Raw genomic sequence first — 12,975 nt, 5'->3', positions numbered from 1 at the left:
GCCAGCCGGCAGCTGTTTTTTGGTACAATGGGGCGGAGGTGAGACAATGAAACATCGAGCGGCCACACACCGGTTTGCCAGCACTTGGCTGACGCGGTTTGAGGCGCATCACGCGACCAACACCCTGACTACACTGGCGCCGCAGCTGAAAGAGGCGCTGGTGACTAGCCCGTTCAAAATGGACGCCTACGCGCGAGTCAAGTACATGTACCCGGTAGCGCCGGCGTTGAACACCCTGGCTGGATTGACGGCCTATGCCGATCACATCGACGACGCGTTGAGTTTGGGCAACCTAATTTACTCCCAGTACGAGTGGGTCAGCCAGTGGGCGTGGGGTGGGTTAGAAACCGAAGACAACTATCAGTGGTTCGTCTTGGCCCTCGCAAGGCTTGAGGTCTTGAGTCGGCCGCTGGGGCCGCTTGCGGCCTTCACTTTGACCAGCGTCGCGACCGATTCGCCGAGTCAGCCGCTGCCGGCCGCGGCAGGGACACAGACGCTGAAGCTGACACCGAATACCGCGACGCTCACGAGCCAGCTGAGCGGCGGCGATTCCCGGTCGGAGACCGCCACCACACTTGTTGCCGAGGCAATGGACGCGTTGCTCCTGCGCCTGTCGCAATACTTTGACGACTATCAAGATCAGCTGGTGCCCGGCGACGGTTGGACGGCAGAGGTACACACCACCGGTGGCCAGACGCGGCGCTTTTATGGGCCGCTGAGCTGGACGCCGGCGCAACGACTGCTGTCCGATGCCATTCGCCTGGTGGTGAGTTTGCCTCACCTGTGGCTTTTCGACCGCGATCCCGACGTGCTGGTTAAGCTGAACGTTCAGTACGGTGAGGCGGCGCTTTTGACGCTGAAGCGCAATCAGGCCGCCATTTCGTATGTGTCCGAGACGCCTGCGACCTCGGTGGCCCTGACGGTGACCGGGTCGGCGGTGCCAGCGTTGCTGGATGAGCTGACCTTCGCCTTCGACCGCCCCCAACCGCGCCAGTCCCAGGCGGATCTGGTGGTCAACGCGACCTTTCGCTACTCGGGGATGAAGACGCTACGTGGGAACCTGGCGCTGGCCGATCAGCTCACTAACTGGCCAACGATTGCCTACAAAATCGGTCAGGTCCTGGCGGCCAATGCCCCGCTGATGCTGGACCCACGCATCTTCACGCGCCACCGCCCGGCCCCGGACGATCTGCTGTACTGCAAGGTCTTGTTTCACCACGATGGGCAGGCTTATAGCTACCGCACTAGCGATCCTAGTATAGCAGTTGGCGACAGGGTGCTTGTGCCGGTCGGAACCAACCAATCGGTGGGCACGATTGTGGCGATGGATTACTATGCTAAAGATCGCGTCCCGTATCCGCTGAGCAAGACCAAGGAAGTGCTGGGACTGGCGACGCCACGTGACTGGTTCATTCACGATGAGGAGGAAGACGATGACGACGACTGAGCTGTTGATTGGGGCCAATGTCTCGATGAAGGCGCCCAAAATGTTCCCCGGAGCGGTGGCCGAGGCCGTGTCATACGGTGCGACGACGCTGCAGTTTTACACCGGGGCCCCGCAAAACACGAGGCGCAAGCCCACCAGTGAGATGAAGATTCCCGAAGGGCTGGCCGCGATGCAGGCGGCCGGGCTGTCGCACCTGGTGATTCACGCGCCTTACATCGTCAATCTCGGTAACACCGCCAAGCCTGACAGCTTCGAGTTTGCGATTCAGTTCATGCAAGAAGAAATCGCCCGGGCCGACGCGCTGCATGCTTACGCGATGCCTTTCCACCCCGGGGCTCACGTCGGCGCCGGAGCAAAGGCTGGCATCGCCCAGATTGCCGCCGGTTTGAATCGCATTCTTAATGCCGACCAGACGGTGCTGGTGGCGCTTGAAACCATGGCCGGCAAGGGCACCGAGGTCGGGCGCAGCTTCGAGGAGCTGGCGGCCATTCTCGATCGCGTCTCGCGCAACGACAAGCTGGCCGTCACCATGGACACCTGTCACATGAGCGATGCCGGCTACCCGGTTAAGGATGACTTCGACGGGGTGCTCAACGACTTCGACCACATCATCGGCCTAGACAAGCTGGCGGTGGTGCATCTCAACGACTCCAAGAATCCACAAGGGGCGCATAAGGATCGCCACGCCAACATCGGGGCCGGCACCCTGGGCTTTGACTGCCTGAACGCCATCGCGCATCATCCCCAGCTCGCGGGCATTCCCAAAATTTTGGAGACGCCTTACGTCGGTACCGATAAGAAGCACCAGCTGCCACCCTACGGCGTTGAGCTAGGCTGGCTGCGCAGCGGGGCCTACCAGCCAAGCGCCTTGGCGACGCTGGCCGCCGCGGCCGATGCACAAGTCGACCGCGCCTAGCCCCGTGTACTCAAAAACTGGCCTGCAAGGCGCTTCGGCGTCTTGCAGGCCAGTTTTGGTTGTCTAGTGCTTGGCCGCATCGTCAAAGGCGTCCAGGCCCATACGTTCGAGGATTAGCATGGCGGTTTCTTCGATTGAGCGCTTCGCGGTGTTAATCACCATGCAGCCGAGCTTCTCGTACAGGTCGGCGGCAAACTTGAGCTCCGCGTCGACCTGGCCTCTTGCGGAGTAGGCGGTGTCCGGGTTCAACCCGTAGGCAATCATGCGCTCGCGGCGAAATTCCATCAACACCGACGCGTCGGTGGTCAGCCCGACGATTTTCTTCGGGTCAACCTTGTAGATCTCGGCCGGAATGTGGGCGTTGGGCACCAGCGGCAGGTTGGCGACTTTGAGGTTGCGGTTGGCCAAAAACAGCGACAGCGGCGTCTTGCTGGTGCGTGAAACCCCTAGCAGCACGATGTCGGCCTCTAAGAACCCCTTTGGATCCTTGCCGTCGTCGTAAAGGACGGCGAACTCCATGGCCGAGATGCGGTCAAAGTATTTTTCGTTCAGATCGTGAACCGCCCCGGCCACACCGCTGGGGGTGGCGCCGGTCAGATCACTGACGGCACCGACCATCGGCGTCATCACGTCGATGAAGGGCAGGTCGATCTGCTTGGCGTAGGTCTTGCCAAGCTTCGCCAGCCCCGGTGTGACCAGCGTGGCGATGACCACGCCGTTGTCTTGCTTGGCGGCGTCCAAGGTCGCCATCAGCTTGGGCTCGTCGTGGGTGAACGGGAAGCGCAGGTAGTGGGCGGTTTGGTCCCCGAACTGGGCGGCCACGGCTTGGGCCAGCTTCAGCCCGGTTTCGCCGATGGAGTCTGAGATAATGTAGTAATTCGTTTCTTGCGGCATGTCATTCCTCCGGTTGGGCACAGGACGCCCGAAATGTTAATGATAGCGTTATTTTAACACAAATGTGCGGCGGTTTGCCCGGCGGCGCCGCTGGCCGGCAATTTTTACTTAAAATGGCAAATTTTTTCGCGTGAATCGCAAGAAACTGGGAATGCCGTATTGACGCGTTTTTTCAAGTCCGATATAATGGTCAAGAACTGTTGGCAATGATATCTGTCGGTGGTTACACAGTGTCGGAGGGAGGGATATCATATGGCAAAGACGGTCGTTAAGAAAAACGAATCTCTCGATGATGCTCTTCGGCGCTTCAAGCGCACCGTATCCAAGTCAGGTACATTGGCCGAATACCGCAAGCGTGAGTTCTACGAAAAGCCAAGCGTTAAGCGGAAGCTGAAGTCAGAAGCAGCTCGCAAGCGCAAGAAGTTCTAATCAGCATCACCGGCCGGGGCCTGTCCCCGGCTTTTTTGTTTTGCCGGCCCGGCTCACCGGCCGCGGCGCAAAACTGCTATAATGGCAATGATCACAATCAGGAAAGGGTAATGACAATGGCAATGATGGACCAGTTGAACGCACAGATGAAAGACGCAATGAAGGCCAGGGACAAGCAGACGCTCAGCACCGTGCGGATGCTTAAGGCCGCGCTTCAAAACAAGCAGATCGCCAAGGGTGAGGCCCTGACGCCAGCCGAGGAAATCGCCGTGATGACCACCGAGCTCAAGCAGCGCAAGGAAAGTCTGGCGGAGTTCGCCGCGGCCGGCCGCGACGACCTGGTGACCCCACTTGAGGCCGAAATCAAGGTGGTTGAGGCCTACCTGCCCAAGCAGCTCGATGAGTCGGCGGTGGCCGACATTGTCGACCAGGTGATTGCAGAAGTCGGCGCCACCGGCAAGGGCGACTTCGGCAAGGTGATGAAGGCGCTGATGCCACGCGTGAAGGGCCAGGCCGACGGGGCATTGGTCAACAAGCTGGTCAAGGCCAAGCTGGGTTAAGCGGATTGAGGCAGGCGGATGCCTGCTTTTTTCGTCTCGCTGGCCGTCGGGAACGCCTAGGTTTATGATAGAATGAAAGCAGACTAGCGGTATTGGAGGCCATGTGTTGGCAACAGACACGACAGAAAAACTCATCACCCTTGCGGATGCGGATCAGGCGATTCAACTGGCCGGCATCAACGATCAGAACTTCAAGCTCATCGAAGAAGGCTTGGGCGTGCTGATCGCGCCGTTCGGCCAGGAGCTGCGAATCAGCGGCGACAACCGGGCGGCAAGCCTCGCCTTTCAGCTGCTTGGGCAGCTGATCGCGCTGTTGAACCGTGGCATCAGCGTTGCACCGCAGGATGTGGCGTCGGCCATCAACATGGCCAAGCGCGGAACGCTGGAATACTTCGCGGACATGTACGCGGAGACGCTGATTCGAGACGCCAAGGGGGCCCCAATCCGGGTCAAGAACTTCGGCCAGCGCCAGTACATTCAATCGGTTCGCCACAACGACATCACCTTCGGCATCGGCCCGGCCGGCACCGGGAAAACTTACCTGGCGGTGGTGATGGCGGTGGCGGCGCTGAAGGCCGGTGAGGTGGAGCGGCTGATCCTGACGCGCCCGGCGGTCGAGGCCGGCGAAAGCCTGGGCTTTTTGCCGGGTGATCTGAAGGAGAAAGTCGACCCGTACCTGCGACCGATTTACGATGCCTTGCATGCCGTGCTGGGCACCGAACACACCAACCGGCTACTGGACCGCGGCGTGATTGAAATCGCCCCGCTGGCCTACATGCGCGGCCGGACGCTGGACAACGCCTTTGCGATTCTGGACGAGGCGCAAAACACCACGCGCATGCAGATGAAGATGTTTTTGACCCGCCTGGGGTTCGGCTCCAAGATGATTGTCAACGGCGACATCACTCAGATCGACCTGCCCAACCACCAGGTGTCCGGGCTGATTGAGGCCCAGCAGATTCTGCAGGGGCTCGATCACGTCGGCTTTGCCACCTTCGCCGCAAGCGACGTGGTGCGGCACCCGGTTGTGGCCGAGATTATCCAGGCGTACGGGACACACGCACCTCAGGCTTAGACGACCCAGGAGGCAGGCACATGCACAAGCAAAAGCGCTACATGCGGCAATTCGGAACAGGCCTGATTGTGGCCCTGTTTGCGGTGGCAAGCTTCTTGATGCTGGTGTGGCAGGTGCTGCCGCAACCCTTGAGCATCAAGGAAAACTCGGTGGCGACGCAGACCATCATCGCGACGCAGACGGTGCAGGATGTGAAGCGTTCGAAGGAGGCCAAAACCGCGGCCAAAAACGCGGTCACGCCGGTCTACGCCTTCGACAACACCATCGCCGGCAAGCAGCAGGACGCGCTGAGCCGACTCAAAAAGGCGGTAGCCGCCACCGTGACCAGTGAGACCAGCAAGGCTCAGGCCAAGTCCGGCAGCTACAAGGCCCCGAGCCCGACGACCTTGCGCAAGGCCTTTCGCGAAAGCTACGCTAAGGCGGATTACCCGTACTTTTATCAGCTGAGCGATCGCTTCTACGAGCAGCTATTCGACCTGACGGCTAGCACCCGCACGGCGGTGTTCACGGCGGCGCAAGGCGTCGTCACCACCCAGATGGCCGGTAAACTCACACCGGACACGGTGACGGCAGCGGTGCAAAGCGCCAAGACCACGCTCAGGTTGACCAACCTGAGTAAAACGGCGCGGGGGCTGGCCGGGCAGTTGGTGACGGCGACCATCGTGCCCAATGAGCTGATCGACGCCACCCAGACCAAGGCTAAGAAGGCCGCGGCGGCTGCCGCGGTCAGCCCAGTGCTGATTATGCAAGGCCAGGTGATCGTCCAGGAAGGCCACCTGGTGGATGCCACGGCGATGCACCAGCTGGCGGTGCTGGGCCTGACCAAGGAACCTAAGCCGCTGGCGTTGATCGGCCTGATCGTGCTTGAGGTGGTTCAGGTGGTGGCGCTTTTGGCGCTGCTGCGGCTTTACCCGCTTCACGAACGGGTCAAAAACGCCGCGCTTTACACCGGCGTGATGTTGTTCATGCTCGCCGTGATGGCGGCGCTGCGCTTTGTCGCCACCACCGGGCAGCTCAACTTGACGCTGCTGTTGCCGGCGGCCTTTGCACCGCTGATTCTTCGCACCTTCATCGGGCGGCGCTTCGCGTTGCTCGCGGCCTTGATGCAGACGTTTTTCGCCTACTTCGCCTTTTACTCGACCACCGGCTACATCTTCACCGGTGGCACCGCGGTGGTGTACCTGACCACCGGGCTGTTGGCCGTGATGATCTCGCGGGTGCGGCTGAACGATGTGTTGGGCCGCGTCGCCTTTTGGGTCCTAGGGGTCAACTTCGCCCTGAACCTCAGCCTGCTGTTGATGCAAGGCGCGGATTTCATGCGCTCAAGCACTTGGCAGACCATCGGCTACACGCTGATCGGTCTGGTGCTGGGTTACGGGCTGGCCATCGGCGTCACTCCGTACCTTGAGATGCTGTGGCGCGACGACGCGATTTTCCGGCTCAACAAGCTGTCCAACCCGAACGACCCGCTGCTCAAGCAGCTGCTGGAAGAGGCGCCTGGCACCTATCACCACAGCATGATGGTGGCCAACCTTGCCGCCAACGCGGTGGCGGCGGTCGGCGGCCGGCAGATGCTGACGCGCGTGGCCTGTTACTACCACGACGTCGGCAAGCTGACGCGGCCGTTGTATTTCACCGAGAACATGCCGGCGGGGTTTGAGAGCCCGCACCACCAGCTGTCACCGCAGGAGTCGGCTGCGATTATTTTCGCCCATGTCCAAGACGGTGTGGCAATGCTGCAAAAGCGGCACATGCCGCAGTTCATCATCGATGTCTGTGCCCAGCACCACGGCACCACCCTGATGAAGTATTTCTACATCACCGCCAAAAACGCCGACCCGACGACGCAAGAGGCGGCTTTCCGCTACCCGGGGCCCAAGCCGCAGACGCTTGAGGCCGCCGTGGTGAACATCGCCGACACCTGTGAAGCGGCGGTGCGGTCGATGAAGCACCCGACCCCGGATGGCATCGCGACCTTCGTGCATAACATCATCAACGAGCGGGTGGTTGACGGCCAGTTCTCGGAGGCGCCGATCAGCATGGCGCAGTTCGCCGTGGTGGAACGCTCACTGGTGAACGGACTGGCCAGCACCTTTTACAACCGGATTGAATACCCCAAACTGAACAACGAAGACAAGGAGAACTAACTCATGGACCTAGAACTGATCGATGACGACAAGCGGCTCAACGCCGCTCACACCAAGTTGGTGGAAGACCTGGTGGCCTTTGCCGGCAAGGCGCTCGAGCTTAAGGACGACACGGAGATTGCCATCACCATTGTGTCCGACGAAGAGATCAACCGCATCAATCGCGAGTACCGCAAAACCGACCGGGTGACCGACGTCATCAGCTTTGCCATCGAGGAAGGCGACGAGGACCTGATTGGCTTCGACGACATTCCGCGCAACATCGGTGACCTGTTCATCGACCCAGACCAAGTAGCGCGTCAGGCGGTGGATTACGCCCACTCCTTTGAGCGCGAGCTGGGCTACACCGTCGTGCATGGCTTCTTGCACCTCAACGGCTACGATCACATCAAGCCGGAGGACGAGGCCGTCATGATCCCGCTTCAGGAAAAGATCCTGTCTGCCTATGGCCTCACCCGATAAACGCACGGCCAAAAACCACCACTGGGTGAGCTCCGCCAAGCATGCTTGGACGGGGCTTTCGGAAACCTTCCGCCACGAGGGTAACTTCAGGCGTGAGTCCGTCTTTGCACTGGTGGTCTTGGCCTGCGCCGCCATTTTCCGGGTCAGCCGGTTCGACTGGTTTGTCTTGATCCTGGCGATTCTACTCGTGTTTTTGGCTGAACTGTGGAACACTGTGATCGAAGCGGTGGTGGATCTGGTGGTCGACCACCGCTTCGACCTGCGAGCCAAGCGCATCAAGGACATGTCGGCCGGGGCCGTGCTGGTCGCGGCCATGATCGCGGTGATCTGCGGCGCCTATGTGTTTTTACCTGTGGCCTGGCGTCTTTTGGGTCATTAAGTCTAGTCATTGGAGGTAGACTATGCCTGATTTAATCGCGGCCGCAATCGCCCAGCGCGACTTGGCCTACGTGCCTTACTCCCACTTCAAGGTGGGGGCGGCGGTGCTGGCCAACGGGCGGGTGTTCACCGGCTGCAACATCGAAAACGCCAGCTACGGCTTGGCGATGTGTGCCGAACGCAACGCACTGTTTGCGGCCGTCGCCGCCGGCTGCACCGAGGTTACCGCCATTGCGGTCGTCGCCGATACCGCTGGCCCGGTTTCACCGTGCGGCGCCTGCCGCCAGGTGATGGCCGAGTTCATGGCGCCAGACGCCGCGGTGACCTTGGCCAACCTGGCCGGCGCCACCCAAGAAACCACCGTCGCCGAGCTGTTGCCCGGCGCATTCCTGAAAGGAGATTTGAACGCTTGACACATCACTCCGGCTTTGTTGCCATCATCGGACGCCCGAACGTGGGGAAGTCCACCTTCATGAACCGTATTTTGGGGGAAAAGATCGCCATCATGTCCCCCAAGGCGCAGACCACTCGCAATAAGATTAACGGCATCTACACCGAACCCGAGGCCCAGGTCGTGTTCGTCGACACCCCGGGTATTCACAAGCCCAAAAACGCCCTGGACGACTACATGGACACCGCGGCCTTGTCGACGCTGAATCAGGTCGACGCCGTGCTGTTCATGGTTGCCGCAGACGAGAAGAAGGGGCCGGGCGACCAATACATTCTGGATCAGCTGGCCCATGTTCACGTGCCGGTGTATTTGATTGTCAACAAAATCGACCTGGTTCACCCAGACGATCTGTTGCCTTACATCGCCGGCTTCAAGGAGGACCACGACTTCAAGGCGGTTTACCCGATTTCCGCCACCGAGGGCAACAACGTTGACGACCTGCTGCACGACTTGACCGCCGCCTTGCCGGAGGGGCCGCAGTACTACCCGGACGACCAGCTGACCGACCACCCTGAGTACTTCGTGGTCGGCGAGCTGATTCGCGAGCAGATCTTGCACCTGACCCACGACGAGATTCCGCATTCCGTAGCCGTTCAGGTCGAGCGGATGAAGGATCGCAGCGAAACCGGCAAGCTGCAAATTGAGGCCTACATCATCGTCGAGCGAGACGGGCAAAAGGCCATCGTGATCGGCAAGGGTGGGGCGATGCTCAAGCAGATTGGTACCCGCTCGCGGCGCGAAATCGAGGGCCTGTTGGGTGAGCGTGTCAACTTGAAGCTGTGGGTCCGGGTTCAAAAGAACTGGCGTGATAATAACGCCTACCTGAAGAGCCTGGGCTACAACAAAAAGGACCTGCGGTAATGTCCCGCGAGCTCGCCGAGTTCGCCGGGCTGGTGATTGCGCGGCACAATTACCGCGAATCCGACATGCTGGTCAAGCTGATGACCGACCGGTTCGGCAAGAAGATGTTCATGTTCAACCGGGCACGTAAGCCGGGGTTCAAAATGACAGCCGGGATTCTCCCGTTCACCCAAGGGACTTACGTCGGCACCATCAACCAAGACGGCCTGTCGTTCATGAGCACGGTCAAAGACGCTCGGCAGTTCATGACCATCGCTGGTGACATCGTGCTCAACGCCTACGCAACCTACGTGCTGGCGCTGATCGATCAGGCCTTTGAGGACGGCGAGCCGCTCGGGCGGTGGTACGATTTTGCGGCCACGGCCCTGGCCTTGATTGATGAAGGGCTGGATCCGGCCGTGATCACGAACATTGCCGAGGTGCAGCTGCTCGGGGCCTTCGGCGTTCAACCGGAGTGGCGCGGTTGCGTCCTGGATGGGCGCGACGACCTACCGCTGGACTTTTCCGAGCGGTACGGCGGGCTGCTGTGCCAGGATCACTGGCACTTGGACGCCTACCGCTTTCGGGTGCAGCCCAAGGCGCTGTACCTGCTGCGGCGCTTTTCGGTATTGGATCTTCACCAGCTGCACAATATCTCCGTCAGCGCGGCGACCAAGGTCGAGTTGCGCCGTGTGTTGGACCGCATTTACGCCGACATGGTCGGCGTGGTCCCTAAGGCCAAGCGCTTCTTGGATCAGATGCCCAAGTGGCAAGACCAACTGCCACCACGGGGTGAGTGAGACCAGGATTAAAAGCGGCCGGCGGCAGTGAGCTCAAGCTCGCTGCCGCCGGCCGTTTGCGCGTCAACCGCCAAGGGCTCAGGGCTGTTGGCGGTTGACGCGGGTCTTGATTCGGGCGAGGTTGTGCTGGTAATCTCGGGCGTAAAGCACGGCAAACAGCACATCCAGCAGGTACTCAAAGGCGGCTTGAGAGGCGAAGGTGCCGACTTTCATCAGGTCGTACTCCGGTTGGGCGGCAACGATGGTCTGCGTCGCCACTGCTCGCCCTGCGCTGTCGGCGTTGCCGGTGATCAGAAGCGTCGGGACGCCGCAATCGGCCAGGACGCGCAGGGTGGCCAGCTGGGAGTGGATGGCGCCGCCGTAGCTGATAAAAATTGCCAGGTCGTGTGCGGTCAGGCCGGCCACGGCCCAGGACTCATCCTGATACGCGCCGGCCAAAACGGCGAACTTGTTGAGTTTGGTCAGCTCGTTTTGAAAGCTGCGGGCCCGAATCTGGGAGTCGCCGACCGCAAAGAGAAACAACCGCTGGGCGGCCTGGATGCGGTCAACGGCCTGGTTCAACGCGGCTGCATCTAGCTGGGTGAGGGTGCGGCGAACCGTGGCGGTGGTGAGGTCGGCCAAGTTCTGGGCGATGGTCATGGCGGTGTCGCCGGTGCGGAAGGGAAAGTTCGCGTCGACCGGTCGCTGGGCCAAGAGGCGCTGAAGATTCTCGGTCTCAAGCGCCTTGCGCAGCGGGACGAAGCCGGTGTAGCCCAGCTTTTGGGCCAGCCGCACCACCGCGGAGTGGGACGCAAAGGTGGCCTGCGCCAGCTGCTGGATGGTCAGCGCTGCGGCGCGGTCCGGAGATTGGTGAATGAAAGCGGCGATGCGCTGCTCGGTGGGGGTCAGGTTCGCGGTGGTCAATAGACGACTCAGTAGGTTCATGTTGGACTCCTTTTTTTGAGCTAAGCATACCGCGGGTTGAACAAAATGTTCAAGCGTTAAGGCGTGTTCTGGCAACTTACTGAACATTGTGGCCAATCGGTGGCCAGACGATTGGCCACGTTGACCGAACATGCTAAAGTGAAGGGGCAAATACGAGAATGGAGGGTTCAGCATGGCTCAATTACCTGATGATTTTCTGTGGGGCGGCGCGGTGGCGGCGCATCAGCTGGAAGGCGGCTGGCAGGAAGGCGGCAAGGGCGTGTCTATTGCCGATGTGATGACCGCGGGGGCCAACGGGGTGCCGCGTGAGATTACGGCCGGGGTGCTGCCGGGCAAGAACTACCCCAATCACACCGCGATTGACTTTTACCACCACTACAAGGAAGACATCGCGCTGTTTGCGGAGATGGGCTTCAAGGCCTTTCGCACCTCGATTGCCTGGACGCGGATCTTCCCGAACGGCGACGAGGCGACGCCTAATGAGGCGGGGCTGCAGTTTTACGATGACGTGTTCGCAGAGTGTCACAAGTACGGCATCGAACCCGTCATCACGTTGTCGCACTTCGAGATGCCTTACCACCTGGTGACCGAGTACGGTGGGTGGCGCGACCGGCGGCTGATCGACTTGTTCGTGCGGTTCGCCAAGGTCTGCTTCACCCGCTACAAGGATTCGGTGCGTTACTGGATGACCTTCAACGAGATCAACAACCAGTGCAGCTACCAAAACGAGTTCGCGGTGGCCACCAACTCCGGCCTGCTTTTCCCGGCAGGCACCAGCCTCAAGGAGAAGGAGGCGGCGATGTATCAGGCCAGCCACTACGAGCTGGTGGCCTCGGCCGAAGCCGTGGCGGCGGGGCATGCGATTAATCCGAACTTCGAAATCGGTTGCATGGTCAACTTCACGCCGCAATATCCGGCAAGCGCTAAGCCGGAAGACATCCTGATGGCCGACAAGGCGATGCAAAAGCGCTTCTGGTGGAGCGACGTTCACGTGTTCGGCGCCTACCCGGATTACATGGAGGCCTTCTTCGCTCGCACCAGCATGCGGCCGGACATCACGGCTGCCGACCGGGCGGCCTTGGCCGCTGGCAAGGTGGATTACGTCGGCTTTTCTTACTACGCCTCCGGGACCGTGGCCTGGCAGGAAAGCAATCCGCATTACGACTTCAACGGGGAGAACGCCGCGGTGGCCAATCCGTTCCTCAAGACCTCGGATTGGGGCTGGCCGATCGATCCGGTGGGGCTGCGTTACAGCCTCAACTGGCTAGCGGAACGCTACCGCCTGCCGTTGATGATTGTCGAAAACGGCTTTGGCGCCTACGACAAGGTCGAAGCGGACGGCGCGATTCACGATCCGTACCGCATCGCTTACCTCAAGGCTCACATCGAGCAGATGATTCAGGCGGTGGCTGAAGACGGCGTTAAGCTTTGGGGCTACATGCCTTGGGGTTGTATCGACCTGGTTTCGGCGGGAACCGGCCAGATGGACAAGCGCTACGGCTTCATCTACGTCGACAAAAACGACGCCGGCGTCGGCACCCTGGCACGCAGCCGCAAGGATTCCTTCGCGTGGTACCAGCGCGTCATCGCCAGCAACGGAGCGGATCTGGGCTAATTGACGCAGGTTCGCGCCAGCGTCAGCACCTCGAATA

General features: G+C 60.6%; 14 protein-coding genes. 12 read left to right on the top strand and 2 right to left on the bottom strand.

The features are described from left to right. Window positions 1-46: 46 nt before the first annotated feature. Window positions 47-1,447, top strand: coding sequence for a hypothetical protein (locus NUH19_RS01130; RefSeq protein ID WP_262314719.1), 1,401 nt, complete (start codon window positions 47-49; stop codon window positions 1,445-1,447). A gap of 1 nt (window position 1,448) precedes the next feature. After that, window positions 1,449-2,363, top strand: coding sequence for a deoxyribonuclease IV (locus NUH19_RS01125; RefSeq protein ID WP_262314897.1), 915 nt, complete (start codon window positions 1,449-1,451; stop codon window positions 2,361-2,363). A 63-nt stretch (window positions 2,364-2,426) separates the two neighbouring features. On the opposite strand, the gene NUH19_RS01120 is transcribed toward NUH19_RS01125, so the two are convergent. Then, window positions 2,427-3,257 carry a pyruvate, water dikinase regulatory protein gene (locus NUH19_RS01120; protein WP_262314718.1) on the bottom strand — a complete coding sequence of 277 codons (831 nt, stop codon included), beginning with the start codon at window positions 3,255-3,257 and terminating at the stop codon, window positions 2,427-2,429. A 252-nt stretch (window positions 3,258-3,509) separates the two neighbouring features. On the opposite strand from NUH19_RS01120, the gene rpsU reads away from it, so the two are divergent. From rpsU to recO, 9 genes are all read left to right on the top strand, one after another. Next, on the top strand, window positions 3,510-3,686 hold the full coding sequence (gene rpsU, locus NUH19_RS01115; protein WP_054661478.1) for a 30S ribosomal protein S21: 177 nt from the start codon (window positions 3,510-3,512) through the stop codon (window positions 3,684-3,686). Window positions 3,687-3,802: 116 nt separating this feature from the next. Further along, on the top strand, window positions 3,803-4,246 hold the full coding sequence (locus tag NUH19_RS01110) for a GatB/YqeY domain-containing protein (RefSeq protein ID WP_262314896.1): 444 nt from the start codon (window positions 3,803-3,805) through the stop codon (window positions 4,244-4,246). 106 nt (window positions 4,247-4,352) lie between these two features. Beyond that, window positions 4,353-5,321: a PhoH family protein gene (locus NUH19_RS01105; protein ID WP_262314717.1), complete on the top strand. Its 969-nt coding sequence runs from the start codon at window positions 4,353-4,355 to the stop codon at window positions 5,319-5,321. A gap of 20 nt (window positions 5,322-5,341) precedes the next feature. Then, entirely contained in the window at window positions 5,342-7,468 is a 2,127-nt protein-coding gene (locus tag NUH19_RS01100; RefSeq protein ID WP_262314716.1) for an HD family phosphohydrolase, read from the top strand. A gap of 3 nt (window positions 7,469-7,471) precedes the next feature. Beyond that, the gene (gene ybeY / locus NUH19_RS01095; RefSeq protein ID WP_262314715.1) at window positions 7,472-7,930 is read left to right on the top strand and encodes an rRNA maturation RNase YbeY; all 459 of its coding nucleotides are present in this window, start codon (window positions 7,472-7,474) and stop codon (window positions 7,928-7,930) included. Then, window positions 7,914-8,309, top strand: coding sequence for a diacylglycerol kinase family protein (locus NUH19_RS01090; RefSeq protein WP_262314714.1), 396 nt, complete (start codon window positions 7,914-7,916; stop codon window positions 8,307-8,309). Before ybeY ends, NUH19_RS01090 begins: the two co-directional genes overlap by 17 nt. A gap of 22 nt (window positions 8,310-8,331) precedes the next feature. Further along, window positions 8,332-8,721, top strand: coding sequence for a cytidine deaminase (locus NUH19_RS01085; protein ID WP_262314713.1), 390 nt, complete (start codon window positions 8,332-8,334; stop codon window positions 8,719-8,721). After that, on the top strand, window positions 8,718-9,620 hold the full coding sequence (era, locus tag NUH19_RS01080; RefSeq protein ID WP_262314712.1) for a GTPase Era: 903 nt from the start codon (window positions 8,718-8,720) through the stop codon (window positions 9,618-9,620). The genes NUH19_RS01085 and era overlap by 4 nt, the downstream gene beginning before the upstream one ends. Next, window positions 9,620-10,399: a DNA repair protein RecO gene (recO, locus tag NUH19_RS01075; protein WP_262314711.1), complete on the top strand. Its 780-nt coding sequence runs from the start codon at window positions 9,620-9,622 to the stop codon at window positions 10,397-10,399. The genes era and recO overlap by 1 nt, the downstream gene beginning before the upstream one ends. 78 nt (window positions 10,400-10,477) lie before the next feature. On the opposite strand, the gene NUH19_RS01070 is transcribed toward recO, so the two are convergent. Beyond that, window positions 10,478-11,323 carry a MurR/RpiR family transcriptional regulator gene (locus tag NUH19_RS01070; protein ID WP_262314710.1) on the bottom strand — a complete coding sequence of 282 codons (846 nt, stop codon included), beginning with the start codon at window positions 11,321-11,323 and terminating at the stop codon, window positions 10,478-10,480. 172 nt (window positions 11,324-11,495) lie between these two features. On the opposite strand from NUH19_RS01070, the gene NUH19_RS01065 reads away from it, so the two are divergent. Further along, complete coding sequence (locus tag NUH19_RS01065; RefSeq protein WP_262314709.1) at window positions 11,496-12,938, top strand: 6-phospho-beta-glucosidase; 1,443 nt, start codon at window positions 11,496-11,498, stop codon at window positions 12,936-12,938. Window positions 12,939-12,975: the final 37 nt, after the last annotated feature.

Origin of the sequence: Lacticaseibacillus parakribbianus (assembly GCF_025490915.1) — a bacterium.
Lineage (GTDB): Bacteria > Bacillota > Bacilli > Lactobacillales > Lactobacillaceae > Lacticaseibacillus > Lacticaseibacillus parakribbianus.
This window is presented reverse-complemented; position numbering and strand designations above follow the sequence as displayed.